This window comes from Cellulophaga sp. F20128 (assembly GCF_023015805.1).
Classification (GTDB): Bacteria; Bacteroidota; Bacteroidia; order Flavobacteriales; family Flavobacteriaceae; genus Cellulophaga.
Genome location: NZ_JALKBA010000006.1, coordinates 173441 through 199701 on the forward strand (window position 1 = coordinate 173441; position 26261 = coordinate 199701).

26 protein-coding genes are annotated in these 26261 nt (G+C 35.4%); 14 read left to right on the forward strand and 12 right to left on the reverse strand.

What is annotated here, in order from left to right:
• Positions 1-13: 13 nt before the first annotated feature.
• The 3 genes from bamD to MWU65_RS08370 form a co-directional block, all read right to left on the reverse strand.
• Positions 14-826, reverse strand: a complete 813-nt coding sequence (bamD, locus tag MWU65_RS08360; protein ID WP_247076922.1) for an outer membrane protein assembly factor BamD — start codon at positions 824-826, stop codon at positions 14-16.
• Positions 827-968: 142 nt separating this feature from the next.
• Positions 969-1859 carry a 4-hydroxy-tetrahydrodipicolinate synthase gene (gene dapA / locus MWU65_RS08365; protein WP_247077030.1) on the reverse strand — a complete coding sequence of 297 codons (891 nt, stop codon included), beginning with the start codon at positions 1857-1859 and terminating at the stop codon, positions 969-971.
• 50 nt (positions 1860-1909) lie between these two features.
• Entirely contained in the window at positions 1910-2446 is a 537-nt protein-coding gene (locus MWU65_RS08370) for a hypothetical protein (RefSeq protein ID WP_247076925.1), read from the reverse strand.
• Between the two features lie 121 nt (positions 2447-2567).
• Between MWU65_RS08370 and fdhD the strand changes: the two genes are divergently transcribed.
• From fdhD to MWU65_RS08390, 4 genes are read left to right on the forward strand one after another with little or no spacing between them, the layout of a single operon-like run.
• Entirely contained in the window at positions 2568-3404 is an 837-nt protein-coding gene (gene fdhD / locus MWU65_RS08375; RefSeq protein WP_247076927.1) for a formate dehydrogenase accessory sulfurtransferase FdhD, read from the forward strand.
• Between the two features lie 29 nt (positions 3405-3433).
• The gene (locus tag MWU65_RS08380) at positions 3434-3808 is read left to right on the forward strand and encodes a hypothetical protein (RefSeq protein ID WP_247076929.1); all 375 of its coding nucleotides are present in this window, start codon (positions 3434-3436) and stop codon (positions 3806-3808) included.
• Positions 3801-6110, forward strand: coding sequence for an FdhF/YdeP family oxidoreductase (locus tag MWU65_RS08385; RefSeq protein WP_247076931.1), 2310 nt, complete (start codon positions 3801-3803; stop codon positions 6108-6110). The genes MWU65_RS08380 and MWU65_RS08385 overlap by 8 nt, the downstream gene beginning before the upstream one ends.
• A gap of 37 nt (positions 6111-6147) precedes the next feature.
• The gene (locus MWU65_RS08390) at positions 6148-8034 is read left to right on the forward strand and encodes a hypothetical protein (protein ID WP_247076933.1); all 1887 of its coding nucleotides are present in this window, start codon (positions 6148-6150) and stop codon (positions 8032-8034) included.
• 1 nt (position 8035) lies between these two features.
• Here the strand turns inward: MWU65_RS08390 and MWU65_RS08395 are convergent, their stop codons facing one another.
• From MWU65_RS08395 to MWU65_RS08410, 4 genes are read right to left on the reverse strand one after another with little or no spacing between them, the layout of a single operon-like run.
• On the reverse strand, positions 8036-9286 hold the full coding sequence (locus tag MWU65_RS08395) for a sodium:proton antiporter (RefSeq protein ID WP_247076935.1): 1251 nt from the start codon (positions 9284-9286) through the stop codon (positions 8036-8038).
• A gap of 29 nt (positions 9287-9315) precedes the next feature.
• On the reverse strand, positions 9316-11310 hold the full coding sequence (gene ligA, locus MWU65_RS08400; protein ID WP_247076937.1) for an NAD-dependent DNA ligase LigA: 1995 nt from the start codon (positions 11308-11310) through the stop codon (positions 9316-9318).
• Between the two features lie 53 nt (positions 11311-11363).
• The gene (prmC, locus tag MWU65_RS08405) at positions 11364-12230 is read right to left on the reverse strand and encodes a peptide chain release factor N(5)-glutamine methyltransferase (protein WP_247076939.1); all 867 of its coding nucleotides are present in this window, start codon (positions 12228-12230) and stop codon (positions 11364-11366) included.
• 60 nt (positions 12231-12290) lie between these two features.
• Positions 12291-12776 carry a GNAT family N-acetyltransferase gene (locus MWU65_RS08410; protein ID WP_247076941.1) on the reverse strand — a complete coding sequence of 162 codons (486 nt, stop codon included), beginning with the start codon at positions 12774-12776 and terminating at the stop codon, positions 12291-12293.
• Between the two features lie 41 nt (positions 12777-12817).
• On the opposite strand from MWU65_RS08410, the gene ribD reads away from it, so the two are divergent.
• Genes ribD through MWU65_RS08430 form a run of 4 tightly spaced genes read left to right on the forward strand, consistent with a single transcriptional unit; the run spans position 12818 to position 15945 of the window.
• Positions 12818-13870, forward strand: coding sequence for a bifunctional diaminohydroxyphosphoribosylaminopyrimidine deaminase/5-amino-6-(5-phosphoribosylamino)uracil reductase RibD (gene ribD / locus MWU65_RS08415; protein ID WP_247076943.1), 1053 nt, complete (start codon positions 12818-12820; stop codon positions 13868-13870).
• Positions 13863-14471, forward strand: a complete 609-nt coding sequence (locus MWU65_RS08420) for an HAD family phosphatase (protein WP_247076945.1) — start codon at positions 13863-13865, stop codon at positions 14469-14471. The genes ribD and MWU65_RS08420 overlap by 8 nt, the downstream gene beginning before the upstream one ends.
• A complete protein-coding gene (locus MWU65_RS08425) occupies positions 14468-15331 on the forward strand; it encodes a DMT family transporter (RefSeq protein WP_247076947.1) in 864 nt (287 codons plus the stop codon). The genes MWU65_RS08420 and MWU65_RS08425 overlap by 4 nt, the downstream gene beginning before the upstream one ends.
• Complete coding sequence (locus MWU65_RS08430) at positions 15331-15945, forward strand: YigZ family protein (protein ID WP_247076949.1); 615 nt, start codon at positions 15331-15333, stop codon at positions 15943-15945. The genes MWU65_RS08425 and MWU65_RS08430 overlap by 1 nt, the downstream gene beginning before the upstream one ends.
• On the opposite strand, the gene MWU65_RS08435 is transcribed toward MWU65_RS08430, so the two are convergent.
• On the reverse strand, positions 15942-16352 hold the full coding sequence (locus tag MWU65_RS08435) for a thioesterase family protein (protein WP_247076951.1): 411 nt from the start codon (positions 16350-16352) through the stop codon (positions 15942-15944). The two genes, MWU65_RS08430 and MWU65_RS08435, sit on opposite strands and share 4 nt — an antisense overlap.
• A gap of 202 nt (positions 16353-16554) precedes the next feature.
• Here MWU65_RS08435 and dnaA point away from each other — a divergent pair, with 202 nt between their 5' ends.
• From dnaA to MWU65_RS08450, 3 genes are read left to right on the forward strand one after another with little or no spacing between them, the layout of a single operon-like run.
• Positions 16555-17979, forward strand: a complete 1425-nt coding sequence (gene dnaA / locus MWU65_RS08440; RefSeq protein ID WP_247076953.1) for a chromosomal replication initiator protein DnaA — start codon at positions 16555-16557, stop codon at positions 17977-17979.
• 8 nt (positions 17980-17987) lie between these two features.
• Complete coding sequence (locus tag MWU65_RS08445) at positions 17988-18452, forward strand: low molecular weight protein-tyrosine-phosphatase (protein WP_247076955.1); 465 nt, start codon at positions 17988-17990, stop codon at positions 18450-18452.
• On the forward strand, positions 18445-19167 hold the full coding sequence (locus MWU65_RS08450) for an SAM-dependent methyltransferase (RefSeq protein ID WP_247076957.1): 723 nt from the start codon (positions 18445-18447) through the stop codon (positions 19165-19167). Before MWU65_RS08445 ends, MWU65_RS08450 begins: the two co-directional genes overlap by 8 nt.
• Before the next feature lie 55 nt (positions 19168-19222).
• On the opposite strand, the gene MWU65_RS08455 is transcribed toward MWU65_RS08450, so the two are convergent.
• The 4 genes from MWU65_RS08455 to dapF all read right to left on the reverse strand — a co-directional run bounded on the left by MWU65_RS08455 (position 19223) and on the right by dapF (position 22374).
• Positions 19223-19879, reverse strand: a complete 657-nt coding sequence (locus tag MWU65_RS08455) for a hypothetical protein (RefSeq protein WP_247076959.1) — start codon at positions 19877-19879, stop codon at positions 19223-19225.
• A gap of 160 nt (positions 19880-20039) precedes the next feature.
• On the reverse strand, positions 20040-21083 hold the full coding sequence (gene mltG, locus MWU65_RS08460) for an endolytic transglycosylase MltG (RefSeq protein ID WP_247076962.1): 1044 nt from the start codon (positions 21081-21083) through the stop codon (positions 20040-20042).
• Positions 21083-21607 (reverse strand): GNAT family protein, encoded by a 525-nt coding sequence (locus tag MWU65_RS08465; RefSeq protein WP_247076964.1) that lies wholly within the window; start codon positions 21605-21607, stop codon positions 21083-21085. Before MWU65_RS08465 ends, mltG begins: the two co-directional genes overlap by 1 nt.
• Positions 21601-22374, reverse strand: a complete 774-nt coding sequence (gene dapF, locus MWU65_RS08470; protein ID WP_247076966.1) for a diaminopimelate epimerase — start codon at positions 22372-22374, stop codon at positions 21601-21603. The genes MWU65_RS08465 and dapF overlap by 7 nt, the downstream gene beginning before the upstream one ends.
• Before the next feature lie 118 nt (positions 22375-22492).
• On the opposite strand from dapF, the gene MWU65_RS08475 reads away from it, so the two are divergent.
• The 3 genes from MWU65_RS08475 to MWU65_RS08485 all read left to right on the forward strand — a co-directional run bounded on the left by MWU65_RS08475 (position 22493) and on the right by MWU65_RS08485 (position 26239).
• A complete protein-coding gene (locus MWU65_RS08475; RefSeq protein ID WP_247076968.1) occupies positions 22493-23893 on the forward strand; it encodes a trypsin-like peptidase domain-containing protein in 1401 nt (466 codons plus the stop codon).
• Between the two features lie 122 nt (positions 23894-24015).
• Positions 24016-25464, forward strand: coding sequence for a glyceraldehyde-3-phosphate dehydrogenase (locus MWU65_RS08480; RefSeq protein ID WP_247076971.1), 1449 nt, complete (start codon positions 24016-24018; stop codon positions 25462-25464).
• 157 nt (positions 25465-25621) lie between these two features.
• On the forward strand, positions 25622-26239 hold the full coding sequence (locus MWU65_RS08485; RefSeq protein WP_247076973.1) for a tRNA (guanine-N1)-methyltransferase: 618 nt from the start codon (positions 25622-25624) through the stop codon (positions 26237-26239).
• Positions 26240-26261 lie beyond the last annotated feature (22 nt).

A 26261-nucleotide genomic window follows, 5' to 3' on the forward strand; every position in this document is an offset into this window, starting at 1 on the left:
AGCTTAAATATATTTATTTTGTGTAATTTTCTAATTCTTTATCAATCTTTTCCACAAGGTTATCGGCCTTTTTAGCGTACTTGGTATCAGGAAAATATTTTAGTAATGTATTGTAAGCGGTTTTTGCATCCTTTAAACGCCCTTCTTTTTTTCGAGGGGTACTGTTTAATGCCAAGTTAGATGCTGCAGCTGTCTTGTAATACAAAGCATCTTCTCTATATACCGATCCTGGATTATCTATAACAAAGTTATCTAAAGCCTTTATGGCTGAAATAGAATGTTCTAAGGTATAAAATTCTCCTAGTTTGGTAAACTGCTTCCCTATCTCTAACGCTTTCTTTTCCTTTTTTGTTGTTAGCTCCTGAGCAATTTCATTGGCAGCAGCTAAATATTCAGAATCTGGGTAGGTATTAATAAAGTTTTGCAACTTTAATAGGGCTTTGTCCGTATCTGTTTGGTCTAAGGAATACACGGGAGACAAGTGATAATAGCTCTTAGCACTCATAAATGAAGCTTCTTGTGCTTTTTCACTTCGAGGATATGCTTTTAAAAATCGCTCAAATTGGTAACCAGCATCGTTGTACTGTCCTATTTCATAGTAGGTATTCGCAAAAAAGAACATAACACGTTCTCCTTGTGGCTTTCCAACATATTTTGGCGCTATTTGCTCAAACAAACGATTAGCTCTTTTAAAATCGCCATCATTATAAAACTTTTCAGCGAGCTCATACTTGACCTTTACTTCTTCATTTTTTAGAGCTTGTTGGTACTCATTACATGAAACCAACACTACTACTAACGTCAAAAGGGGTATTAATTTCTTCATTCTTAAAAACATTTTGCAAAATTAGTGATTCTATACGGATATAAAAAACATTTTTATAGTGCTAAAATAGTAATGTGAAAATAGTTGAACGAAGTTTTTGGCTAAGTTTTAACTTAAAATCCATTTAAACGGGCAAATAAATCTAAACTAGCTCTTTTTTAAAGTTGTTCATATATGCATTTAGTTTCGACTTTAAATCGTCAGAAGCCTCAATTAAAGGGAGCCTCACCTTAGCTGATGCAAGATTCAGATTTTCAAAGATTGCTTTTATCCCCGCTGGATTTCCCTCTCTGAAAATCAAGTCAATTCCCTCATGCATTGCTTGGTACAATTGCTGTGCTGCCGCTGCTCTATCTTCTAGACCCACCGCTATCATTTTAGAAAACTCTGCTGGTATACCCTGTCCAATTACAGATATAACTCCCGATCCTCCCGCTAAAACCGTAGCAAGTGCGGTAGCATCATCCCCAGAGATAACCATAAAATCTGTGGGTTTCTCTTTTAAAATGGATAGAATTTGAACCATATCACCACTAGCTTCCTTTATTGCAATTATATTGCTACAGTCTTTGGCCAATCTAAGTGTTGTATCGGCGGTCATATTACTACCAGTCCTGCCAGGGACATTATAAACGATAACAGGTTTAGGTGAAGCTGCAGAAATGGCTTTAAAATGCTGATAAATGCCTTCTTGAGTTGGTCTATTGTAGTATGGTGACACCGATAGTATTGCAACAAAATCGCTTAAATCCCTCTCTTTTAATTCGGCTACAACCGCCATAGTATTGTTGCCACCCACTCCCAGAACCAAAGGTAATCTCCCTGCATTCACAGATACAACAGTGTCGATCACCAATTGCTTTTCATTTGAGGTTAACGTAGCTGGTTCTCCTGTAGTTCCAAGTACCACTAAATAATTTACTCCATTAGAAATAGTATACTCAACAATATTCCTTAAGGCTGTAACATCTACAGATAAATCTTCTTTAAAAGGCGTAATAAGTGCAACGCCAGTACCAACCAATTCCTTCACTTGTTTAATCTTTAATATTATCACTAAAGAACCTAGTTATACCCTAGACCCTATTTAATCTCCCCTAAAACTGAAAGATACTTTCTCAGTTCATTTTTAAAAATGTTAAAATCCGTTATTGGTGTATTCAAGATTAAATCATTTAAATTTTTGTCAATCTCCCCAAAGCCTACTTTAATTCTAGCCTTAGATTGCAACGTCATTAATTGCAATACCAAATTATCATCCGTATAATAACTTATGAGTATATCATACTCTTTACTTAAAAACTCTAATGCGTAACTATTCACAATCTTACCGCCCCAACCCAAATCATTCTCCGAAAAAACTGGTGTAGCATAGGGTGAATTCTTGTCTTGTTCCTTTTTATAGCCAATAATTTTTAACCCGTTTGGCTGTAAAGAAAACTCCGTAATAAACTGATTAAACATCGCGGCGTCTTTTACCCTGTCTAAATCTACAATACAGCCTATTTTACGCACCCCCTTATTAACCCTTGAACAAGCTACTTTATTCTTCTTGCTCTGATTGAGGTATTTTAATCCTGCTTTACGCTTAAATTTATCTTTAATGCCTTTTAAAAACATGTACTTTTACATTTACACAAATGTAATTATTATCTACCACAATTTAACGCAAAGATAGGCAGCAAGATACTATTAAATATACAACATTTTGTTATAAATATAACAAAACACTCATAAGCCAATGGACACAACCGCTATAACAACTAGGAAAATAATAAAAGTTAATAAGGCAAAAAAAAGGTTAGTAAGCGATTTTTTAGCAATTGAAGAACCTTTAGAAATAAGCATAAGTATCCCTACTGCCACCCCGGCTGTCCTCAACAAAAATATATCCATTACTATGCGTACCCCAAATAATGACGCCAATTTAGCCCTTGGTTTTTTGTTTACAGAAGGAATAATCTCAGTCCATACCGCGGTAACCCAAATTATACCATCAGAAAACAAAATTAACCTCTTTCTTAAAAATGATTCCCAAATTGACCTCAGCACTTTAGATCGGAATTTTTACACAAGCAGTAGCTGTGGGGTTTGCGGAAAAGCGAGTATTGATTCCATAAAAACAGTGTGTACCATTGATACCAAAAAGGAGCGTTTTAAAGTAGATAGCACATGCATACAAGATTTACCTGCTAAATTAAGAGTGGCACAAGAGGTTTTTGAATCTACCGGAGGTTTACATGCGGCTGCCTTGTTCTCATTAGAAGGAGACTTACTCTTCTTAAGGGAAGACGTTGGTAGACACAATGCATTAGACAAGTTAATTGGCCATGCACTTACAGAAAACTTAATGCCTTTATCCAAACATCTGCTACTTTTAAGTGGTAGGGCAAGTTTTGAGCTCATACAAAAAGCCGCTATGGCAGGCATTCAATTTATAATGGCAGTTGGTGCGCCATCTAGCCTTGCCGTAGAATTAGCAACTGAATTTGACATAACGCTCATCGGTTTTTTAACAAAAGACAAATTCAATATTTATTGTGGAGAAAAGAGGGTAGAAAACCTTATTTTTGAGTAAATTGAGGTATTAATCACAACCGAAGGCCATTGAAAATAAGAATAAAAGGCAACACTATTAGATATAGACTAACTCGTTCTGAGGTTACTGCCTTATGTAGTAAGGGTAGCGTAATAGAAACTACAAATTTTAACACCAGCACCTTTACCTACCTCATAAAAAAATCGGAACTAAGCCGTATTACGGCTCATTTTGTTGAGAACACAATTACCGTACAGGTTCCTGAAGCCATGCTTGCCAACTGGGACACAAATACTGTCATAGGCTTAGAAAACACCCTTATTTTAGATGACAAGACTACCCTAGCCATCTTAATTGAAAAAGATTTTACCTGCTTGGATGAACGCGGGGAAGATGAATCTGACAATTACCCCAACCCTTTAGCAAAAAAAAAGAATGGCTAAAACTAAAAAAACCATCCTTCCAAATCCTGAAACACCAGAGAAATTCACAGGACTAAACACTAGCGAACCAAAAAAAGTAGCGGCTGGCATCCCTGCTGTTATCTCTTCTGCCAAGCACGTTTTTAGCGAAATGGGAATTGCTCGCGGACTAAAAGCTTTAGCAAACCTCAATCAAAAAGACGGTATCGATTGCCCTGGCTGCGCTTGGCCAGATCCAGATGATGAACGCAGTGCAATTGCAGAATACTGTGAAAATGGCGCGAAGGCAATTGCTGAAGAAGCCACAACAAAAAAATTAACGCCCGATTTTTTTACCAAAAATAGCATTGTAGAACTTTCTAATTTATCCGATTATGAAATTGGCAAGAAAGGAAGAATTGCCCAACCCATGTACGTACCAAAAGGAGGCACACATTATAAAGAGATTTCTTGGGAAGACGCCTTTAAATTAACGGCCAAGCATTTAAATGCATTAGACTCTCCCAACGAAGCAATTTTCTACACCTCTGGAAGAACCAGCAATGAAGCTGCATTTTTATACCAATTGTTTGTAAGGGAATACGGAACCAACAATTTGCCAGATTGCAGCAATATGTGTCACGAAAGTAGCGGTGTGGCCCTAACAGAAACCCTTGGTATTGGTAAAGGAACTGTAACCCTGGCTGGTTTTTACAAAACGGAGGTCATTCTTATTTTGGGTCAGAACCCAGGAACAAACCACCCAAGAATGCTATCTGCCTTGCAAAAAGCCAAGGAAAATGGTGCCACAATAATTGCTATTAATCCAATTATTGAAACGGGCTTGTTAAATTTTAGAAATCCACAAAAACTAAAAGGTGCCCTCGGGATCTCTGCCAAGCTAACAGACCTTTATCTTCAAGTTAAGTTAAATGGTGATATGGCCTTACTACAGGCCTTAACCAAATTACTACTAGAAAAAGAAGATGCGATAGCACATTCTGTTTTTGATTGGGATTTTATCAATCTAAAAACTAATGGTGTTGAAGAATACCTAAGTCATATCCGAAGTTTAGACCTAAACACTTTAATTGAGGCTTGTGGCATATCCCTAGCACAATTAAAAGTCGTGGTTGCCTTACTATCGGAAAAGAAAAAAATAATTGCCTGCTGGGCAATGGGACTAACCCAACACAAAAACTCAGTGAATACGATTAAAGAAATCGTAAACCTCTTACTTTTAAAAGGCAGTATTGGCAAAGAAGGTGCAGGCACATGCCCTGTTCGCGGGCATAGCAATGTACAAGGCGATCGTACTATGGGTATTTACGAAAAACCTCCCAAAGATTTACTTCATAAAATAGAAGCAGTTTTTGGGTTTCTCCCACCTCAAGAAAACGGTTTTGACACGGTGCAAAGTATAGAAGCAATGCACAGCAATAAGGCAAAAGTATTCTTTGGGATGGGGGGTAATTTTTTATCGGCCACGCCAGACACGCTTTTTACTGCAAAGGCTTTACAAAACTGCAACTTAACAGTGCAAGTATCTACCAAGCTCAACAGAAGTCACCTAATTCACGGTAAAGAAGCCCTAATTTTACCCTGTTTGGGTAGAACGGATAAAGATAGGAGTGGCGGCGAACTTCAATTTGTTACCGTAGAAAACTCTATGGGTGTAGTTCATAGCTCTAAGGGTAGCCTAAACCCTATTTCTGATAAATTATTAAGCGAACCACAATTAGTCTGCCGCTTGGCAAAAGAAACCCTCCCCAACTCAAAAGTTTCTTGGTCCCTATTTGAAAACAATTACGATGCCATTAGAGACCATATTGAAGCATGTATTCCAGGTTTTAACGATTTCAATAAAAGAGTTCGGGAACCAGGAGGATTTTATTTGCCAAATGGCCCACGAAACAACGATTACAACACTGCAACTGGCAAAGCGAACTTTACCGTTTCTAGCGTAACCTCTATTCCCTTACAGGCTGATGAATTTTTAATGATGACAGTGCGTAGTCACGATCAATTTAACACCACCATTTACGGTTTAAATGATAGGTACCGAGGGGTTTACAACGAAAGACGTGTTGTTTTTATAAACCCCAGGGATATCGCAAAGTTAAACCTAGCGGAAGGTGCTGTTGTAGACTTATACAATGTTGCCGATGACACCATAAGGATTGCTAAAAAATTCATCCTAGTAGCTTATAACATTCCGCAACAATGTATAGCCACCTATTTTCCTGAAACCAATGTTTTGGTCCCTATTAAAAGTACGGCCGATCACAGCAACACTCCTACTTCAAAATCGGTTGTGGTAACTATTAAAAAACATAACAGCTAATTTAATAGAAATAAAACTTGATTATAAAAAAAAGACCATGTACAAAAAAACAATTCTCCTAATCATTGCCACTTGCTCGGTTTTTTCAGCCTTTGCGCAGCACTATTTCGATATTGAATTCCCGAACGCCAATAGGGGTGCAGTCTGTCAAAAATACATTCAACTATTTAACCAAAGACCAAAAGAGGTTGGTTTCTCAATAGTAAAAGATGAAAACAATACGCTTTTTTTTCAAACTAACAGTAAAGAATGGTTTCAACAGTTATTTAAAAATGCTGGTGATGGCTTAGCAGTTGATATTGTTAGTAAAGATCGTTACAATTGTTCAGAGGATGAAATTGAAAAATCCCAAATTAAAGGACACTTATTAAAACCGGTTTACTCAAGTGCTTTACACAAAATATTAAAACAGGATGAAAAAGGAATGTTCAAAGTAAGGCTTGGCAGCATTCCATCGGATTTAATAGGCAAAGACTTAGAGTTTAATATTCTATTCTTAAGCAATAAAAACCTATGCTTGTACTATAACATCTATGATATAAAATCGTATCAATGGGAATTGTTAGATATGGGATTCTATTTAGATTCTTTGACCTATAAAACTAAATTAAGAGTTAAACTAGACCAAGAGAGTTATACTTTAAAGTATAAGACCTTAAAATTTAAAATACCCTTTCAAAAAAATAAATCTGAATATTCTCAAGAAGACATCAAACCGTTGTATGATTCTTTACGATTAACAGATTTCAATATTAAAAAAATACATATTAGAGCCTACTCCTCCATAGAAGGTAATCTAGAACGAAATATTGAATTACAAGAACAAAGAGCGAATAGTATTGTTAGTGCCATGCAATCATTTCAACAACCTACCATTGTAACTGAAGTTAATTCATCTGAAAACTGGGTCGAATTTTTAAATGACATTACTGGCACCGAGTATGAAAATTACAAAGAATTAAGTAAAGCCCAAATAAAATCTAAGCTTGCCAATGGATCTGCTTCTGACCTCGAAAAGTATTTAAAAAACCACAGAAAAGCAATCATTTCATTAGAGCTAGAAAAAAAGGATCCCTATAATAAAATGACAGCTGACGAACTTATGTCAACCTTTAACAAAACCATTATAGAAGATAATTTAGACAATGCCTTAGCAATTCAAAATTCTTTATTTGAAAGGCTAAAAGGAAAAGAGAAAAACCCAGATTTTCTGCAAAAAATGATTGTTCCAAAACAGCTTAAATTCGTTCAAATTTTTAACAAAAACTCTGCATTTAGAGCATTAATGGATATAAAGCAATTACTTATTTCTTACAATGATTTTTTAGAGCTTTCTAATTTAAGCCCTAAAGACCCTAGAATTCAATACAATTTAATAGCTGCTAAAATACAACTATGGCGTTTTAAGGCCCTGCCGATTAAAGAAGAAACGCTAAAAAAAGAAATACTCGAATTAAAAAACTTCGATATAAAAGCACCATTAATAAAGCGGATGATGGTAAATTTTCATATTACTAAAAGCGAGTTGTTAATGCAAAAAAGAGATTATATCAATAAAGACAAATCTGTTGCTTACATCTATGAAAACTACAAAAGTGTTCCTTTAACAGATTATGACTACCTAAGTCTAGCACAATATTTATCCTATTACTCTAACCACTCTAAAGCTATTAAGATTTTGGAGGACAAAGTAAAAAGCATAGAAGTTGATGAAAATCTGCTATTTTACTATATTAACTTAACTTTAATTGATACCGAATTAACACAAACCCCAGATTACAGAACTATTATGCTCAATGCCTTAAATATGAATAAAGAAAAATTTTGTCGCTTGTTCAATCCGTCTAATGATGGTGGTGTAACTTTTCAATTATTGGAAGATGATTATTTAAGAAATACATATTGTGAAAATTGTACTAAGTAAATTAACCTAATTTCCTTTTCTCTACTTTCTTAACCAATGCACCAACGGTTAAGCCTTGAACCAGTATTGAAAAGACAACTACTATATATGTAATTACTAAAAACAAGTCTCTGTGCATTTCTTGGGTCAATCCCAAAGCCAAGGCAATAGAAATACCCCCTCGCAACCCTCCCCAGGTCATGATTAAATTGGTTTTGGGCACAAAATCTAGTTTGTTTTTAAAAAAGTTTATGGGTGCCATTAATGATAAATACCGGCACATTAATACAATTGGAATAGTCACTATCCCTATCAAGATAAATTCACCTTGAAATGATAACACAAGCATTTCCATTCCTATTAACACAAAAAGCACATTGTTTAGGAGAATGTCTATAAGTTCCCAGAATTTGTCTACGTAATTTTCAGTAGTTGCAGACATTGCACTATCCCGAACGGTATCATTACCAACAACCAAACCTGCGGTTACCATTGCAAGCGGTGCGGATAAATGCAATTTTTGAGCTACAACAGTACCCACCATTACCGTTGCCAACGTTATAATTACCTCTATATCGTAATCATCTATAGATTTCATAAAACGATAGGTTAACCATCCTAAAAGCAGACCAAAAGCTATACCTCCCAACACCTCAACGCCAAATAGTTCCAAAACATCCAAGGCCGTAGTTTCTGTTGCTCCGGAAGAAGCAAATTGATAAATAGTTAAAAAAACAACGACGCCAACACCGTCATTAAAAAGCGATTCTCCAACAATTTTAGTTTCCAAGTTTTTAGGAACTCCTGCTTTTTTCAAAATACCCAGAACAGCAATAGGATCTGTAGGTGAAATTAAGGCTCCAAATAGCAAACAATATATAAATTCTACCGAAAATCCGAAGAGTTGAAGCAGAAAGAAAACAGCGGTTCCAACTAAAAATGTAGAAACTAGCACCCCCAAGGTCGCAAAAACAAAAATAGGCCATCTTTGCACTTTTAACTGCTCAAAATTGGTGTGTAAAGCACCAGCAAAAAGCAAGAAACTTAGCATAATATCCAATAAAACCGATTTAAAATCAATTTGTGAAATAATAAACCGCTCAGCATCCAATAAGGTAGAATCAAAGTAACTTATAGCAAATACAACCAAGGTAAAGACAATGGTTATTAGCATCAGCCCAATGGTATTAGGCAGTTTTAGGAAGCGTACGTTTATGTAACCAAAAATGGCCGAAATAAACACTAGTATTGCTGAAATTACAAAATAATCCATTTTAATTTTTTAGGTTCTGAGAAATCGAGTTAGGTTAAACTATCTAAAAACTCTTGCTCTGTAATGATAGGCACTTTTAAATTTTCAGCTTTAGTTCGCTTGCTTGGCCCCATTTTATCACCTGCAACCAAAAACGCAGTCTTAGATGAAATAGAAGACCCCACCTTACCGCCATTATCTTCAATCATTTTTTTAAGATCATCCCTACTCATTTCAAAAACACCCGAAACAACAAAGGTTTGTCCCTTAAGTTTTTCAGTCTGGTTTAATAATTTATCAGCAGATAACTCAAACTGCAGTCCATAACTTTTCAACCTATTGATACTTTCCAAATTTGTTTCATTTTGAAAAAAGTCAACAACGCTAGTCGCTATACGCTCCCCAATTTCATCTACAGTTGCCAATTCTAGTGCAGAGGCATACATTAAGGCGTCTATATTCTTATAAGCCTTTGCCAATTTTTTAGCTACCGTTTCACCTACAAAACGAATTCCTAAAGCAAATAGAACACGCTCAAACGGCACCTCTACAGATTTAGCCACACCTTGGACTAAATTTACAGCAGATTTCTCGGCCATTCGTTCTAAAGGTAGAATTTGCTCCACACTAAGCGCATACAAATCGGCATAATTTGTCACCAAGCCCTCTTTAAATAACAACTCCACAGTTTCACTCCCCAACCCATCAATATCCATGGCTTTTCTGGATATAAAATGCTGAATTTTACCAGTTATTTGAGGCGGACAGCCATATTCATTAGGACAGAAATGCTTGGCATCACCTGCGGAACGAACCAATGGGGTGTGGCATTCGGGACATTCTGTTATATACTGGGTTACTTCTGAGTCTTGAGGCCGTAAGTCCCTATTTACCCCAACAATTTTGGGGATAATCTCTCCTCCCTTTTCAACAAAAACAGTGTCTCCCTCTCTAATGTCTAACTTTTCAATCTGATCTGCATTGTGTAAGGATGCCCTTTTTACGGTGGTACCCGCCAACAATACTGGTTCCAGGTTTGCCACCGGGGTAATGGCCCCTGTTCTTCCTACTTGATAGGTAATTTCATTCAATACCGTAGTAACTTGTTCTGCTTTAAACTTATACGCCATAGCCCAACGGGGCGACTTTGCAGTATACCCTAGTTCCTCTTGATGGCGCAATAAATTTACCTTAACAACAACCCCATCTGTTTCATAGGGCAACTGATGCCGATGTACATCCCAATGTGCCACAAAAGCCATCACTTCAGCTACACTTTTACATAGTTTAGCAACTGTAGGTACTTTAAAACCCCATTCGCGCGCTTTTTCTAACATTTGAAACTGGGACGTAATACCCGTATTTTCTCCAACTACCCCATACAACAAACACTCTAAAGGGCGTTGAGCCACCAATGCACTGTCTTGTAGTTTTAAACTACCTGAAGCTGTATTCCTTGGGTTCATATACGGGTCTTCACCATTGGCAATACGCTCTTCATTCATTTTATGAAACCCATCAAAAGGCAATACAATTTCGCCTCGAATATCAAATTTTGCTGGAAAATCTCCGTGTAACTGTAAGGGTACCGATTTTATGGTCTTAATGTTTGTTGTCACTTCATCGCCTTGAAAACCATCACCACGAGTCACTGCACGAACAAGTTGGCCCTCCTCATAAGTTAAACTAATAGAAGCTCCATCATATTTTAATTCACAAGTAAATTCCACATTAGAGTCGCCCAATATTTTCTCAATCCTCTTTTCCCAGTCCATCAAATCTTCTTGGGAATAAGAGTTATCTAGCGAATACATTCTGTGCTCGTGCACCACAGTATTAAAATTCTTGGTGATTTGCCCCCCAACTCGCAAAGTAGGAGAATTCGCATCATAAAACTCTGGATGCTGTTCTTCTAAATCCTGTAGTTCTTTTAATTTTACATCAAATTCATAATCAGAGATGGTAGCATTATCCAACACATAATAATTATGATTGTGCTGACGTAATTCGAGTCGCAATGCTTCTATTTTTTCCTGTACAGACATTTTTATTGTAATATTTCAATTTCAAACAAAAGAAATTCTTATTCCCTAGATTTCTATTTGTGTATACTTTTTAATTTAATTTTCCCTTTCAACATCCGATCATTCCCATAGATATCCTTTCGAAGTTCTATCTCTGAAAAATTTTGATGCGCTAAAAGCGCTTGAGTTTCTTTTCCTAAATACTGATTGGTTTCAAAATACAAACTCCCATTTTCTTTTAAGTGTTTCCCTGCAAAATTAGTTATGGCCTTGTAGAACAACAGCGGATTCTCATCGGAAACAAAAAGTGCCAAACTAGGTTCGTGATTCAAAACGTTATCTGCCATTTGTTCTTTTTCCAACATTCTTACATAAGGCGGATTAGAAACGATGATATCAAATTTTTGTTGAAGGTTTGGTTCCTTGAGAATATCATCCTTCAAAAATGTAACAATAGTATGATTTGCTTCGGTATTTTTTTGGGCAACAACGAGAGCTTCTTCTGATACATCCAACGCATAAAGGGAAGCATTGGGTAAATTTTTCGCCAAAGAAATGGCAATACAACCACTACCCGTACCAATATCTAATATACTGACACTTGCACTAGGGGTAACATCTTCTACTATCCAACGCACCAATTCTTCCGTTTCTGGCCTAGGAATTAACACCTTGGAATTTACTGCAAAATCTAGATCCATAAAATGAGCCGTTCCCAAAATATACTGAATTGGTATTTCTTGTTTCAATTTTTCAATCGTAGCAAACAAAGGAGTTTCTTCTTCCTTCGAAAGCATAAATTCCGGTTGTAACGCAAGAATAAATCGCTCTAATTTAAGATAGTGCTCTATCGTCATATAGAAAAAACTATTTACTTCTTCTACAGGATACAAAGCATCCAATTCTTGGTGATAAATATTTTTTATCGCTCTCAATAACATTTTATAAACTAACTATTTAGATTAACCTATTAAACAGGTTATATTCAATTATTTACAACGCTACAATTCTCGAAGCATCCAAACCGGACAAGAATAATGACCAGTATTTCCCATGGGTGCATCAAGAGTAACAAAACCTGATTTTTTATATAGATTTTGAGCTTCTTTCATATAAGGCATCGTTTCTATATAGCATTTCTGAAAACCATACTCACTTGCTTTAGCGATACAAACCTCCATCATTTTACGCCCCAAACCTTTTCCTCTGACATCTTCTAAAAAATACATTTTCTGAAGCTCACATACTTTGCCCTCATAATTTTCTAATTGTGCAATACCAGCACATCCTTTAATAACACCATTATGGACTACCACAAAGTATGTAGCTTTTGGTACGTTGTAATTTTCATACATTTTATCTAGTGCCTTATCTGCATAAGCTGTCCCTACTTTGGGCACACCTAAATCTTCTAAAACACCCCGAATCACCCTAGCAACTGCTGCATTATCCTTTTGTAGTATGGGGCGAATACTTACATTATCCATTTAACAAATACTATATCTTATTATTGTTCTATTTTTGCGAGGTGAAGATACAAGAAAAATACATTTTACGTTGTATACAAATTGCCAAAAACGGTTTGGGAACTACATTCCCAAATCCAATGGTTGGTGCTGTCATTGTGTATAACGAAACTATAATTGGAGAAGGATATACATCTCCTTATGGTGGTCCACATGCCGAAGTAAATGCAATTAATTCGGTACACGACAAATCGCTTTTAACAAAGGCAACCATCTATGTTACATTAGAACCTTGCGCTCATTATGGAAAAACACCACCTTGCGCAGACCTCATTATAAAACACAAAATACCAAATGTTATTATAGGTCTAATGGATCCACATAAAAAAGTTGCTGGCGCAGGCATTCAAAAATTAAAAGATGCGGGTTGCACCGTTGTTTCTGGGGTATTAGAAAAAGAATGTCGGATACATCACAAACGATTTTTATGTTTCCACGAGAAAAAAAGACCGTACGTTATATTGAAATGGGCAGAAACGAACGATGGTTATATTGCGCCGACCAATGACCAAAGAAATTTAAAGGCAGAACCGTTTTGGATAACTTCAAACAAAGCCCGCCAATTAGTTCACCAATGGAGAAGTGAAGAACAGGGAATATTAATTGGCACCAATACCGTTATTGCTGACAACCCCAAATTAGATGTTAGAAATTGGTATGGAAAACCACCAATACGAATTGTATTAGACCCCAATTTAAGAATTAACAGTACCCATGCTATTTTTAATAAGACAGTAAAAACCATAATCATTACCTCCAAGGCGAATAAAAATAGCGCTATTAAGGGTGTTATTTATGAAGAAATAGATTTTAAGAGCAATGTAGCTCAGCAACTTTGCAATGTATGTTACAAACACAATATACTTAGCCTTATTGTAGAAGGAGGCACCCAAACTTTAACGACTTTTATTGCGGCAAATCTGTGGGATGAAGCACGAATCTTTAAGGGGACTTCTAACTTTATAAAGGGTATTAAAGCTCCATTGTTTACAGGTAAAATAAGTAGTAAAAACTGTTATGGCAAAGACACTTTAACCACATACTCAAATGATTAAAAACATTATTTTTGATTTTGGTGATATCTTTATTGACCTGGACAAATCTGCAACTGCAACAGCCTTAAAGAATTATGGCTTTACAGGACTAAGTAACGATTTAGAAAAACTGATGCACGCTTATGAAAAAGGACTGTTACACACTGATGATTTTGTAAAAAAAACGAATGTAATAGTACCCAAAGCGACAGAAAGTCAATTAATAGCCGCTTGGAATAAAATCATTTTAGACGTTCCTGAGGAGCGCCTATTGTTTCTAGAAGCACTTGCCAAAGAAAAAAAATACCGCTTGTTTTTATTAAGCAACACCAATGCTTTGCACATTGAAAAAGCGATCCAAAATATGGGTACTTCTCGGTACGAACGGTTTAAAAATTGTTTTGAAAAATTCTATTTATCCCATGAAATTCATTTTAGAAAACCCAATGTGGATATTTATGAATTTGTCCTTGACACAAACAATTTAACAGCAACCGAAAGCTTATTTATTGATGACACCAAAGAAAATACTGAGGCAGCTAAAACATTGGGAATACACACTTGGAACCTCAGGGTTGGTATAGAGGATATTATGGACCTAAACTCTAAAATACCGGTATGATTTCCTTAGCGCTAAGTGTCCTTTTTTCAAGTTTAATTTTTATAATTTTTAAGTTGTTTGACACTTATAAAGTGCAGACGTTATACGCTATTATTGTAAATTATTTTGTAGCCTGTAGTGTTGGACTATTCTTTTACAATGAAGAAATAATACCTTCTAGTATCCCTGAAAAGCCATGGTTTTTGGGCACTGCTTTTTTGGGAGTGTTGTTTATCCTAGTTTTCAACATTATGGCAAAAACATCCCAGAGATTTGGTGTATCTGTCGCTTCCGTTGCTACTAAAATGTCCTTGGTTGTTCCAGTAATATTAGGTGTTTATTTTTACGATGAAAAATTGAGTGCATTTAAAGTCATCGGTATTGTTTTAGCATTAAGCTCGGTATATTTGGCATCTATTAAGGAAACTAATACTATTTTTAAAGTAAAGGCACTCCTCCTTCCTTTTTTGGTATTCTTGGGCTCTGGCGCTATAGATGCTAGTATTAAATATTTAGAAGAAGCACATGTGCCCGAAATAGAAATTCCTTTATTCTCATCTATCGTTTTTTTATCCGCCGGGGTATCGGGTGTTCTTTATGTACTTTCAAGAGCTCATAAACACCCATTACAACTAAATATAAAAAACATCATTGCTGGCATATCGTTGGGAATCCCCAACTATTTCTCTATATATTTCCTAATTAAAGCTTTAAGAGGGAGTGTATTTAATAGTTCAACCGTTTTTACGATAAACAATGTGTCTATTGTGCTTTTTACCACCCTAATAGGCATTTTACTGTTTAAAGAAAAACTAAGCCTAAAAAATTGGCTAGGCATTACGCTTGCCGTGATCAGCATTTTATTAATGACTTTGTATTAATGCAGAAAAAGGAAGACACATACAATACTATAGACAAGCCATCTGCAGAAATACTGTACAAGGACAGGAAAAGTAAATTTTTCGGTTATGCTTTTCCTATTACAGAAGAGGCAGACGTAAAAGCAATTATTGATCAGCTAAAAAAAAAACACCATAATGCCAACCATGTATGTTACGCCTGGCAATTAGGGACAGACACCAAACAGTACAGGGCAAATGATGACGGCGAACCCAATAATTCTGCCGGAATGCCCATATACGGGCAAATACAATCTTATGATGTAACTAATATTCTGATTGCTGTTGCCCGAATTTTTGGAGGCACTAAACTTGGTGTTGGCGGAATTATAGCTGCCTACAGAACTGCTGCGCAATTGGCCTTAGACGAAGCTAACATCAAACAAAAAATCATAACACAGCACTACAAACTAACTTTTGAATACAAGGATATAAATAAAGTGATGCGGGTGATAAAACAAAACAACCTAGACATAATCTCTCAGAAATTAGAAGTAAACTGTACTTATAAAATTGCTACACGGAAAAGTAATTCAGATGCGATATGGCATATTTTTAATACCATACCGCAAATTGAAATTGAAATTGAAAGTTAAAAATCGTAAAACTTCTCAATTTTTTGTAAAACGTAATCTGGGCATTTCATAGGTCTTTTTGTTTCCTTATTTAAAAAGGCCAAAACCGTATTTGCCGTAACCAAAAGTTCCTTCTTCTCATTGTAAATTTCGTAATCAAATTCTATCTTAACAGAAGGTGTTTTTTTTAATTTGGTAACAACCGTAATTAAATCGTCGTACAAAGCAGATTTTTTATAACCAATTTGTAAAGAAATTACTGGCAATATAATTCCGTTATCTTCCATAACTCTGTAAGACACATCCAAATCCCGCAACCAGCTTAATCTTCCCATCTCTAAATACTGTGCATAGTTCCCATGGTACACAACACCCATCTGATCTGTTTCACCATATCTTACTCTAAAAGAAATTTCATTTTTATGCATAATATCCCAACAAAAATTATATATTTAAGGCTCGTACCTTCGTTAGCACAACATGCGAAAAAAAAACTTCAAATTCAATAGTAATTGATTTTTTTTTTAGGAATTTTGTTCACATATTTGTCGACCCAATTAGAAGGAACAAAATTATTGTTTTCTCTAAAACGAACACACAATACTAACCAAAAAAAAAGATAATTTAATAATGGGTGTTACTGCAGAATCAGTATGGAATAATTGTTTGTCTTTTATCAAAGACAACATTCAACCACAAGCATTCAAAACATGGTTTGAGCCAATAAAACCGGTTAAATTATCAGATAATTCTTTAAGTGTACAAGTACCTAGTAAATTTTTCTACGAATGGTTAGAAGAACACTATGTAAAACTCTTAAAAGTTTCCCTTACCAAAGAATTAGGTGAAAATGCCAAATTGGTGTACATCATTAAAATGGAAAACACTTACGGTAATCGAGAACCTTTTACAGAGCGAATTCCAAGCTCTAACAGAAGCACGGTTTCTGCACAAGAATTGGATGTACCTATAAAGTCTAAAAACCCAGAATTAAGAAATCCGTTTGTTATTCCAGGGATTCGGAATATAAAAATTGAATCTCAGCTTAATCCGAATTATAATTTCGACAACTTTTTAGAAGGTGATTCTAATAGACTGGCAAGATCTGCCGGAATGGCTGTTGCTAATAAACCTGGTGGCACCTCTTTTAATCCACTTTTAATCTTTGGCGGTGTTGGCTTAGGTAAAACACATTTGGCACACGCTATTGGTGTTGAAATTAAAGACAAATACCCTGAACGGACTGTTTTATACATTTCTGCTGAAAAATTTACCCAACAATACATAGAGTCTGTTAAGAAAAATACGAGGAATGATTTTATTCACTTTTATCAATTAATTGATATTTTAATTATTGATGATGTTCAATTTTTATCAGGAAAATCAGGAACTCAAGATGTTTTCTTCCATATTTTCAATCATTTACATCAAAACGGAAAGCAAGTTATCTTAACATCAGACAAGGCACCTGTAGACATGCAAGATATAGAGCAACGCTTATTATCTCGTTTTAAATGGGGCTTATCTGCAGAATTACAAACTCCGGATTACGAAACTAGAATCTCTATTTTAAAAAATAAATTGTATAGAGATGGGGTAGAAATGCCTGATGACATCATAGATTATGTTGCAAAGAACATTAAATCAAACATACGGGAATTAGAAGGTGCTGTTATTTCATTAATTGCGCAATCTTCCTTCAATAAAAAAGAAATCACCCTAGAGCTAGCACAGCAAGTTGTAGAAAAATTTGTTAAAAACACCAAAAGAGAAGTATCTATAGACTACATACAAAAGGTAGTCTCCGATTATTTTGAAATGGATGTTTCTACCTTACAATCTAAGACAAGAAAAAGACATATAGTACAAGCGAGACAATTGGCTATGTTTTTTGCCAAAAGATTTACGAAAGCCTCTTTGGCAAGTATCGGATCTCAAATTGGCAAAAGAGACCACGCTACCGTTTTACACGCTTGTAAGACCGTTGATAATTTAGCAGAAACGGACAAGCAGTTTCGCAAATACATAGACGACCTTACTAAAAAATTCTCCTAATTTTTAAGATGAAAACAAAAATTCTAATGGTTTGCCTAGGAAATATCTGCAGGTCCCCATTGGCTGAAGGTATTCTTAAAAGTAAGGTATCACCAGATTTTTGTACTGTAGATTCTGCTGGAACCGCGGGGTACCACATTGGAAGTCCACCAGATAAAAGATCTATTGCGGTTGCAAAAAAGAATGGGATAGATATTAGTCAACAATTGTGTCGCCTATTTACCAAAAGCGATTTTGAAACGTTTGACGTTATTTACGCTATGGACAAAAGCAATTATGCCAATATTATCACTCAAGCCAAAAACAAAGTAGAAAGTGCAAAGGTAAGACTGCTCTTAAACGAAGTGGAGCTCGGTATCAGTCAAGTACCAGATCCTTATCATGGCGGGGAAATAGAATTTGAAAATGTCTACAACCTCATTGACAAGGCGTGTTCTAAAATAGCCAAACAAATGACACAAAGCAATGAATAATAGCGCTACAACTTTAGGCAAAGTATACTTAATACCTACCACATTGGGGGATAATGAACCCTTGGAAGTATTACCCATTTCCATAAAACGAGCCATTGAAAACATAGATTACTATATTGTTGAGAATGAAAAATCTGCTCGCCGGTTTATAAAAAAAATAAGCTCTGGCAAATCGCAACCTAGTTTACATATTGAATTAATAAATAAATTTACCGATCCCTTATTACTTCCTAGTTTTCTAGATCCTTGTTTTGAAGGAAAGAATATTGGAATAATTTCCGAAGCAGGCTGTCCAGGTATTGCAGATCCCGGTGCCGATGTGGTTAAAATTGCCCATCAGAAAAAGATACAAGTAGTACCTCTAGTTGGACCATCCTCCATTTTCCTAGCGCTTATGGCTAGCGGATTAAATGGTCAAAGTTTCGCTTTTAACGGATATTTACCCATAGATTCTAACGAAAGGAAATCTACTATTAAAAGAATGGAACGTATTTCTAAAGATTTAAATCAATCTCAAATTTTTATTGAAACCCCCTATAGAAACGAAAAATTATTAGCTGAGTTCCTGAAGACATTGTCCAATCAGACACTGTTGTGTATTGCCACAGACATCACTCTTGCCTCTGAGCAAATAGCGACAAACACCATCGCAGAATGGAAAAAGATTGCTTTGGATCTAAGTAAAAGGCCCACAATATTTATTTTTCAAGCATAAAAAAACCCTAGCAAAACATTCTTTACTAGGGATTACTCATTTTCAAAGTGTAATATTATAATATTTTAGGTTTTCTTATCGCTTTTACCACAGAAACATCATAGCCCGCAAAAATTTTCATATAGTAGCTTAAGCTAGAACCATATGCATCTTTTACAGTATGCCCCCCTCTAGACCGCAAAAACTTTTTAACGTTTCCTGCACCGGCCAAATGGGCTGCAGCTAGCATCCCCGATTCAGTGATATCTAAACCCGCAATTTTACGTCCAGCAAAACGCTTAATATCTTTACGCAATATCCATTTGTTTCTAGATAAATTAGCGAAAAATACTTTCTCCTGTAAAATTGGATTGACTAGAAAGGAAGTTATATTGGTTACTCCCATTAATTGCAAGGTTTCTGCTCCAAACTGATATTTACCAATATATCCAAAATCGTTTGTAACAAAATAATCGCCTTGAGACTCTTTAAAAGCAAGAGCTTCTCTAAATCCTATATAAGTTTCTCCTAAAAACGGCGGAGTAACAATAGGTGCAACATCATTTATTATGTCAGTTTCACATTTGGGGTGTAAAACTTCAGTAGGTTCATTTATCTTAAGCAATCTAGGCACTTCCTCAATGGCTACCAACGGCTCCATTATATTGTAACTAAAACTTGTTAAAATAAATATCATGATAACGGGGATTAATGTACTAATCCACTTTCTCATATAGTTTTATTTCTTAAGACTTACAGTCGCAGTATTAAAATACTTCAGTTTGCTTAAATTTCTCGCTGCAAAGTTAGAGGTGTTTTTGAGACCCTAATGTTAAAAATGTATAAAAGATGCGTTTTTTTGGATATCTTGTAAGAATTAACAGTTAAATTACCTATCTATTAATTTTTTGCTCGTTTATCCATCGGATATATTGTTGCTTATTTCGGTTATGTTGCACTAAAGTCTTTGCAAACTTGTGATATCCAAAATTTTCAACGTTTGCAACAAAATAGTAATACCCATGTTTTTCAGGGCTTAACACTGCGTCAATGGCCGATATATCAGGCATTGCTATAGGTCCTGGAGGTAAACCAGCATATTTATACGTATTGTAAGGGGAATCTAATTCGAGATCCTTGTACAATACTCTTTTAATGACCTGGTTAAAATTGCCTTGGTGTAATTTTAAAGCATAAATAACGGTTGGGTCTGCCTGCAACAACATTCCTGTTCTAAGTCTATTTAAATACACGCCGGCTACCCTTGGTCGCTCATCTACCTTAGCGGTCTCTTTATGCACTATAGACGCCAACGTAATAACCTCAACAGCACTTAAATTTAACGCCTTAGCTTTTTCTAGTCGTTGGTCATTCCAAAACCGATGGTACTCCTTCAACATTTTATCGCGAAACTTTTCAGCGGAAGTATTCCAGAAAAACTCATAACTATTAGGTATATACAACGCTAATTTACTAGTTGCAGTAAAATTATTTTCCTTTAAAAAGTCGACATCCGTAAATGCAGTTAACAAAGAAACACTGTCCGCTTCAATTTGAGCCGCAATTCTGCCGGCTAAATCAGCTACTGTTTCTTGATTATTAAAAGAAACTTTCACTGGAATGTTAGTACTGCGTAAGGCATTGACAATCTCATTATTATTCATTCCCTTTTTAATTCCATACTTGCCTGCCTTTACATTAGAAGTATATCCTTTTCGTTCTGCAGTTGCCTCAAAATCATCCACATTTTTAAGAAGGGGTTGTACATAAGCTTTTACGCTATTAAAATCATCATTAGATTTTACATAAATATAAGCTGTTTCATTATTGAAACTTGTATTGGGTGTAAAAAACACACCGTATACCATATAAGCAAACACAGCACAAGCCACTATACCTAGCAACAATACAGCTATTATTATTCTCTTTATATACATTAGTTATTTATCTTTTGATATAATATTTCATCCTTGAATGCCCCATGTGCAAAAATCCAGTCCTTTTTAACTCCAACTGCTTTAAAATTTAATTTTTCAAACAGGTGAATACTGGCTGTATTAGAAACGATTACATTAGCATATACCTGATGCGCATCAAGTATATTAAAAGCATAATCACAAACCAAACTTAGCGCCTCTGTCCCAATACCTTTATTTCTATTCTTTTTCTCGGATACAATAATCCCCAATCCTACTTTTTTATTAGCTGGGTCAAAATCAAACAAATCTATCAAGCCAATCACCGTATCGGTAATATCACAAATACACAAGCGCAATTGTTTGGCTTCATAAATATCCTTATAGGCATTTCTCAAATACAACTCTAAAATCTGTTTGGAATAAGGAGCAGTGGTTCCACTAATCTCCCAAATAGACGTATTATTCTCTAACTCATATAAAAAATCCAAGTCGGTTGGCTCTATGGCACGCAAATAAATATGTTCCCCTTGTAACTTTAACATGTTATCTCTCCTTTAAAAACTTGCTTTGCAGCTCCTATTAAAAATATATTTGTATAACCCCTATCAGTGGGTTCAAAACTTATTTCTAAATTACCCCCCATTGCTTTAATAGGTATTCTGGTTGCTTTTGTTTTTCCGCTGTTATACATTGCCAGAGCAACGGCCGTTACCCCAGTTCCACAAGACAGCGTTTCATCTTCTACTCCCCTCTCATAGGTCCTTACCGCAAAACCACTACTAGTCTCTTCCACAAAATTAATATTACTTCCGGAGGCTCCGTACAAACCGTATCTTAACTTTTTACCTTCTTCAAAAACATGAAATGTATCAATATTTTTCACCAATTGCACATGGTGTGGTGAACCTGTGTTTAAAAAGGAGTAATTCTCTTTTTCCTTAATGTTTTCAACATCTATCATTTGAAGGCTAACGATATCTTTTGCAATTGTAGCATTATGCAATCCGTCTACTGCAGTAAATGTAGTTTTATCTTTAATTACGCCTAAAAAGCTGGCAAAAGCAACAAGACACCTTCCTCCATTGCCACACATACTACTCTCATTACCATCGGCATTGTAATACACCATTTTAAAATCTACTGAATCATCATTTTCCAAAAGAATTAATCCATCTGCACCAACGCCAAATCTACGATCACACAAAGAATTGATTAACTTTGTATTTTGTTTCGGGAATTTTAAAGATCTATTATCAATCATGACAAAATCATTCCCTGTTCCCTGATATTTATAAAAAGTAATTTGCATAATGACAAAGATATAATTTGTTAAGGTTTTTTTGGCAGTTAAAATGACGTTAAATTGAACCTTATGAAATATAAAAATTATAATTTTACAGTAATTAATGTTAATATATTGAATGATTATGAAAAAAATAACAAGCTTACTAGCCGTTTCAGTCCTTGCTGGTGTCATTACATTAGGAGCCTATAAATTATTTTTTGAGAAGGAAAATTTTCACATTATAGCCCAAGAGACTGATTCCTCAGTTTTTACAACCAGTAACACTCCCGTGTCCTATAAGGGAGCAGGCATTAACGAAGTAGATTTCACTGCTGCTGCTGAGAAAACTGTAAATGCTGTGGTACACGTTAAAAACGTATCCATAAATCAAGAGCAAAACCGTGTTTTAAAGTTTTTTTATGGTCCTAGTGCCAGTGTAGAACCACAAATAGGTACAGGATCTGGGGTCATTATTTCCGAAGACGGATATATTGTCACCAATAACCACGTAATTGCCAATGCAACGCATTTACAAATTACCCTGAACAACAATAAAACGTATGTTGCAGAATTGGTGGGCACAGATCCAAATACAGACATCGCCTTATTAAAAATAGATGCAAAAATAAAATTACCATATTTGGCTTTTGGAGACAGTAACAATGCTAAAGTTGGGGAATGGGTTTTAGCCGTTGGCAACCCCTTTAACCTAACCTCTACGGTAACTGCTGGTATTATTAGTGCCAAAGCCAGAAACTTGGATATGGGTAAAAACCAATCGTTTATACAAACGGATGCCGCGGTGAACCCGGGAAATAGCGGTGGCGCCTTGGTAAACACCAATGGCAATCTTATAGGAATCAACACTGCCATTAGTTCTAGAACGGGTTCTTATATAGGCTATTCCTTTGCTGTACCAAGTAATATTGCGAAAAAAGTAGTGGATGATATCATAGAGTACGGGAGTGTTTTAGATGGTATTTTAGGCATAACAACGCCACCAATAAATTCTGAATTTGCATTTCAAAAAGGCTTAAATGACATTGACGGAGTTTATGTTGACGAAGTAATGGAAGATTCGGGCGCTTTTGATGCAGGACTGCAAGAAGGGGATATTATAAAGCAAATGGATGAAATTAAAATACACCGATTTGCAGACTTAACCGGGTATTTATCGACGAAAAGGCCAGGAGATACTATTTCTGTAGCGTATGTACGAGAAAAAGAAGAACTTTCAACGCCTGTTGTCCTCAAAGAAAGACAAACCATCAACCTTCCACCTCCTCTAGGGTTTACGGTAAAAAACCTAAATGAAAAGGACAAGAAAAAGTTTAAGACAAAAAAAGGTGTCAAAATCATTGGTGTTCCAGAAGTACACAGCATGTACAACCTAGAAGGCAAGGTCCTTATCGCTGTTGGAAAAACTGAAATAAATAATATTTACGATGCTAAAAACCTATTTGGCTCCATAAGTAAGTATGAATATACGAGTATTACTATGGTCAATGAAAAAGGAGAAAGAGAACGCCTTATTTTCCAATAAGAAATGCTCTAATTTAAAAAAAATGCAGATTTTTTAAAAATCTGCATTTTTTTTTAAACCACTTACGAAAACGTTTGAAATATAGTACTTTTGCAAAAAACTAATCATTTAAATTCTATTTAATGAGTTCCAATACGTCCTATGAAAAAGAATTAGCTTTTCAAGCAGACCGTAGAAAAGCCACTACAGAGTTCATAAAAATTGTCAGTAATCTTTGGTATGACAAATCAATTGAAGTTGTTCTATTCAAAAATCAAATCATCGATAAAAATGTTAGTGACATTATTAACTTGCATGAATATGCGGGAGAATTTGTACAAAAACCGATTTCAATTTTTGACTCTGTAGAAATATTAAGAGCTATAAACGATATTAAATTGCCGCCTGCAAAATTAGATATTGGTAAATTAACCTATGAATACCATGCCGATACGAATAATTACGGAAATGTTAAAGCATTTGTCCTTGACAAACTAAAAGATGCAAATGGGGTTGCTGGTATAAAACCGAAAGATGTGATCCTTTATGGTTTTGGAAGAATAGGTAGATTGGTTGCTAGAGAATTGATGGCTAAAACCGGGAAAGGAAATCAATTACGGTTAAGAGCTATAGTTACCAGAGGCCCTATAACCCAAGATGTTTTAGAGAAAAGAGCGAGCCTTTTACGAACAGATTCTGTTCACGGGAAATTTACAGGAACCATTGATGTAGATTTGAAAAATAGCGCTTTACTTATAAATGGGACAACAGTGCATATTATCTCTGCAGAAAAACCAGAAGATATAGATTATACAAAATATGGAATTATTAGTGCGTTGGTCATTGACAACACCGGGGCTTTTAGAGACAAAAAAGCATTGAGCAGACACTTAGAATCGAAAGGAGCGTCTCGGGTATTGTTAACGGCCCCGGGAAAAGAAGTTCCTAATATTGTACACGGTGTAAACCATTTGGAATACGATCCTGATACCATAAAAATATTCTCGGCAGCATCCTGTACTACAAACGCTATAACCCCAATACTTAAAGTTATAGAAGATTCTTTAGGAATTAAAAAAGGGCATTTAGAAACGATACACGCTTATACTAACGATCAAAATTTAGTAGATAATATGCACAGCAAGTATCGCCGTGGCAGGGCAGCTGCTCTAAATATGGTGATAACGGAGACCGGAGCCGGTGTAGCTGTTTCTAAGGCAATCCCTAGCTTAGCTGGCAAACTAAGCTCTAATGCCATTAGAGTTCCTGTTCCCAATGGCTCTTTGGCTATATTAAATCTCGAAGTAAAAAATAAAACATCTAAAGAAAGTATAAATACAATTCTTAAAAAATATGCTTTAGAAGGCGATCTTGTAGAGCAAATTAAATATTCTTTAAGCAATGAACTTGTTTCTTCGGATATTGTAGGCACCTCTGCACCTTCTATCTATGACAGCCCTGCAACCATAGTATCTAAAGATGGTAAAAGTATTGTTTTGTATATCTGGTATGACAATGAATACGGCTATTCCCATCAAGTGATACGATTAGCAAAATACATCTCTAAAGTTAGAAGATTCACCTACTATTAATCGATTATGTGTTTGAAAACTTCGTTGAATGCCACAAATTGATGCTTTTTACAGGTATTAACTCATAAAAAATCGTCAAGTTTCAACGGAGTTTTTTTCTAATCTGAAAATATTAAATTACTTTAGCCGACTCAATAAGATTTTAAAAAAACACAATATGAAAGGCTTAAAGCTATTACCTATATTTATTGCTTTACTTGTATGGAATATCCAATTTGCACAAGAAGCAGATAAAGAAGAAGAGGCCCTATCTTTAGATAGCGGCACAATTGATAGTCAATTTGAATATGTATTTGATAAAGGAGGTAATTGGGGAGCTGCTGGCGTAAAATATGAAATAGTTAAAATTACGTACTTAACCAAACTGAGAGAGAATGTATTAGATACGCTTTCGGCCTACGGAAAAACAGAGGTTTCATTAAAAAACACGATTAATCAGCACGAAGCAACAATTACTGATTTAAACCAGAAATTAGATTTAACCACAAAAAATCTAACCACGGTTACCGAAGAAAAAGACAGTATGTCTTTCTTAGGCATTCAAGTTGCCAAAATTACATACAATTTAATGTTGTGGTCTATTATTGGAGGATTGGTTATCCTTTTATTGCTTTTCATATACAAGTTTAGAAAAAGCAATGTATTAACACAGGAGGCGAAGACCAATTTATCCGAACTTGAAGTTGAGTTTGAAGACCACAGAAGAAGGTCCCTAGAACGAGAACAAAAAGTAAGCAGGCAACTAATGGACGAACTAAACAAACATAAAAAATAAAAAAAGCTCCACTCGGAGCTTT

Coding starts and splice junctions, on each gene's coding strand:
- MWU65_RS08435 (WP_247076951.1), bottom strand. CDS start 16,352: ATGCATAAAAATGAAATTTCTTTTAGAGTAAGATATGGTGAAACAGAT.
- MWU65_RS08455 (WP_247076959.1), bottom strand. CDS start 19,879: ATGAGAAAGTGGATTAGTACATTAATCCCCGTTATCATGATATTTATT.
- fdhD (WP_247076927.1), top strand. CDS start 2,568: ATGGACACAACCGCTATAACAACTAGGAAAATAATAAAAGTTAATAAG.
- dapF (WP_247076966.1), bottom strand. CDS start 22,374: ATGCAAATTACTTTTTATAAATATCAGGGAACAGGGAATGATTTTGTC.
- MWU65_RS08480 (WP_247076971.1), top strand. CDS start 24,016: ATGAGTTCCAATACGTCCTATGAAAAAGAATTAGCTTTTCAAGCAGAC.
- ligA (WP_247076937.1), bottom strand. CDS start 11,310: ATGTCTGTACAGGAAAAAATAGAAGCATTGCGACTCGAATTACGTCAG.
- MWU65_RS08370 (WP_247076925.1), bottom strand. CDS start 2,446: ATGTTTTTAAAAGGCATTAAAGATAAATTTAAGCGTAAAGCAGGATTA.
- MWU65_RS08390 (WP_247076933.1), top strand. CDS start 6,148: ATGTACAAAAAAACAATTCTCCTAATCATTGCCACTTGCTCGGTTTTT.
- MWU65_RS08445 (WP_247076955.1), top strand. CDS start 17,988: ATGAAAACAAAAATTCTAATGGTTTGCCTAGGAAATATCTGCAGGTCC.
- MWU65_RS08430 (WP_247076949.1), top strand. CDS start 15,331: ATGCAGAAAAAGGAAGACACATACAATACTATAGACAAGCCATCTGCA.
- MWU65_RS08475 (WP_247076968.1), top strand. CDS start 22,493: ATGAAAAAAATAACAAGCTTACTAGCCGTTTCAGTCCTTGCTGGTGTC.
- MWU65_RS08410 (WP_247076941.1), bottom strand. CDS start 12,776: ATGGATAATGTAAGTATTCGCCCCATACTACAAAAGGATAATGCAGCA.
- mltG (WP_247076962.1), bottom strand. CDS start 21,083: ATGTATATAAAGAGAATAATAATAGCTGTATTGTTGCTAGGTATAGTG.
- dnaA (WP_247076953.1), top strand. CDS start 16,555: ATGGGTGTTACTGCAGAATCAGTATGGAATAATTGTTTGTCTTTTATC.
- MWU65_RS08385 (WP_247076931.1), top strand. CDS start 3,801: ATGGCTAAAACTAAAAAAACCATCCTTCCAAATCCTGAAACACCAGAG.
- prmC (WP_247076939.1), bottom strand. CDS start 12,230: ATGTTATTGAGAGCGATAAAAAATATTTATCACCAAGAATTGGATGCT.
- MWU65_RS08420 (WP_247076945.1), top strand. CDS start 13,863: ATGATTAAAAACATTATTTTTGATTTTGGTGATATCTTTATTGACCTG.
- MWU65_RS08395 (WP_247076935.1), bottom strand. CDS start 9,286: ATGGATTATTTTGTAATTTCAGCAATACTAGTGTTTATTTCGGCCATT.
- bamD (WP_247076922.1), bottom strand. CDS start 826: ATGAAGAAATTAATACCCCTTTTGACGTTAGTAGTAGTGTTGGTTTCA.
- MWU65_RS08485 (WP_247076973.1), top strand. CDS start 25,622: ATGAAAGGCTTAAAGCTATTACCTATATTTATTGCTTTACTTGTATGG.
- MWU65_RS08425 (WP_247076947.1), top strand. CDS start 14,468: ATGATTTCCTTAGCGCTAAGTGTCCTTTTTTCAAGTTTAATTTTTATA.
- MWU65_RS08465 (WP_247076964.1), bottom strand. CDS start 21,607: ATGTTAAAGTTACAAGGGGAACATATTTATTTGCGTGCCATAGAGCCA.
- MWU65_RS08450 (WP_247076957.1), top strand. CDS start 18,445: ATGAATAATAGCGCTACAACTTTAGGCAAAGTATACTTAATACCTACC.